2 protein-coding genes are annotated in these 2,321 nt (G+C 66.6%); both read right to left on the reverse strand.

The genetic code is table 11. The features are described 5' to 3' along the window. Positions 1-584 (reverse strand): ABC transporter ATP-binding protein (locus CF70_RS17505; protein ID WP_035867242.1); only part of this gene is annotated, 584 nt, incomplete at its 3' end. A gap of 10 nt (positions 585-594) precedes the next feature. Beyond that, on the reverse strand, positions 595-2,321 hold a 1,727-nt coding region (locus CF70_RS17510), incomplete at its 5' end, for an ABC transporter permease subunit (protein WP_035867244.1).

A 2,321-nucleotide genomic window follows, 5' to 3' on the forward strand; every position in this document is an offset into this window, starting at 1 on the left:
GTCGCCACACCGGTCTTGCGCAGGTCGTTGATGATGTGGAAGATCTCCTTCACGATCAGCGGCGCCAGCCCGAGGCTCGGCTCATCCAGCATCAGCAGTTGCGGCTTGGCCATCAGCGCGCGGCCCACCGCCAGCATCTGGCGCTCGCCGCCGGACAGCGTGCCGGCATCCTGCTTGGCCCGCTCCTTCAGGCGCGGGAACAAGCCGTAGACCACCTCCATCTGGTCGAGGAAGTTCTTCTCCCCGGCGCGCTTGCGCCGATACGCCCCCAGCACCAGGTTGTCCGCCACGCTCATCGAGCCGAACAGTTCGCGCTTCTCCGGCACCAGGCACATGCCACGCGCCACGCGGCCCTCCACCGGTATGCCGGCGAGGTCGTGGCCGAGATAGGTCACCGCGCCGGCCGAGGAGCCGCTCACCGGCAGCGCCCCCATGATCGCGTTGAGCATGGTGGACTTGCCCGCGCCGTTGGGGCCGATCACCGTGACGATCTTGCCCGCCTCCACTTTCAGGTTGGCGCCGTGCACCGCTTCGACCTTGCCGTAGCGCACGTGGAGGTCTTTCACTTCGAGGATCAGGCTCATTGTCTTTTCCTTACTCCACGCCGCCGAGATAGGCTTCGAGCACCGCCGGGTTCTTCTGCACGTCCTCGGGCACGCCTTGCGCGATGCGCGTGCCGAATTCCATCACCACCAGGCGGTCGGTCAGATTCATCACGAAGTCCATGTCGTGCTCGACCAGCAGCACGCTCATGCCCTCGCCCTTGAGCTTCTTCAGCAGTTCCGCAAGTGCCTGCTTTTCCTTGTAGCGCAGCCCCGCCGCGGGTTCGTCCAGCAGCAGCAGCGCGGGATCGCAGCACAGCGCGCGGGCAATTTCCAGGATGCGTTGCTGACCCAGCGCGAGGCTGCCGGCCTCCATGTACATGCAGTCGGCCAGCCCCACGCGTTCGAGCTGGCGCGCGGCCTCGTGCAGCAGCTTGGCCTCTTCGTTCTGGTTCATGCGCAGGATCGCCGCGGTCACGCCGCCCTGCGCCGCGAAGTCACCGCGCAGGTGCGCGCCGATCGCCACGTTCTCCAGCACCGTCATGGTCGGCAGCAGATGCACGTGCTGGAAGGTGCGCCCGATGCCGCGCTTGACGATCTCGCGCGACGGCAGCCCGGAGATCTGCTCGCCACGGTAGAGCACCTCGCCGCGCGTGGCGGGCAGCACGCCGGTGACGAGATTGAAGGTGGTGGACTTGCCCGCGCCGTTGGGACCGATCAGGCCGATGATCTCGCCGGCGCGCACCTGGAAGCTGACGTCATTGACCGCCACCAGCCCGCCGAACTCCTTGCGCGCGGCCTTCACATCAAGGATCAGCTCGCCGGCCTGCGGCTTCGCCCGCAACGGCAACCGCTCGGCCTGCTCCGGCGCCGCCACCGGCGGCCCGCTCGGGAACAGCTTCTTGATAAAGGGCCAGATGCCATCGCGCGCGTACTGCAGCAACAGCACCATCAGCACGCCGAACACGATGGTTTCGAAGTTGCCGTTGGCGCCGAGCAGCTTGGGCAGCACGCCTTGCAGCACGTCCTTCAGGATGGTGAGGATGCCCGCGCCGAGCACCGCGCCCCACACATGGCCGACGCCGCCCACCACCGCCATGAACAGGTACTCGATACCGTAGTTCAGGCCAAAGGGCGTCGGGTTCACCGCGCGCTGCAGATGCGCGTAGAGGAAACCAGAGATGCAGGCGAGTACCGCCGCCACCACAAAGATCACCACCTTCATCCACGCGGTGTTGACCCCCATCGCCTCGGCCATGGTGCCGCCGCCCTTGAGCGCACGAATGGCGCGGCCCGGGCGCGAGTTCAGCAGATTCTGCATGGCGATCACCGCCAGCAGCACCACCGCCCAGATCAGGTAGAACATCGAGCGGCCGGAGGCCAGGTCGATGCCGAGCACGTTCAGCACCGGAATGCCGTTGAGGCCGTCGTATTTGCCGAGGAACTCCAGGTTGCCGAACAGGAAGAACAGCGACAGCCCCCAGGCGATGGTGGCCAGCGGCAGGTAGTGCCCCGACATGCGCATGGTGATCAGGCCGATCACATAAGCCGAGGCCATCGTGATCACCAGCCCCACCAGCAGGCCGAACCACGGCGACAGCCCGAACTGCGTGGTGAGGTACGCTGTGCTGTAGGCGCCCAGGCCAACGAAGGCGGCCTGCCCGAAGGAGGTCATGCCGCCCACGCCCGTGAGCAGCACCAGGCCGATGGCGACGATGCTGTACAGGCCGATGTAGTTGCCCAGCGTGATCCAGAACTCGGGGGTGGGGAGCACCGGCA

It is taken from the genome of Cupriavidus sp. SK-3 (assembly GCF_000611145.1).
In the GTDB taxonomy this organism is placed as follows: Bacteria; Pseudomonadota; Gammaproteobacteria; order Burkholderiales; family Burkholderiaceae; genus Cupriavidus.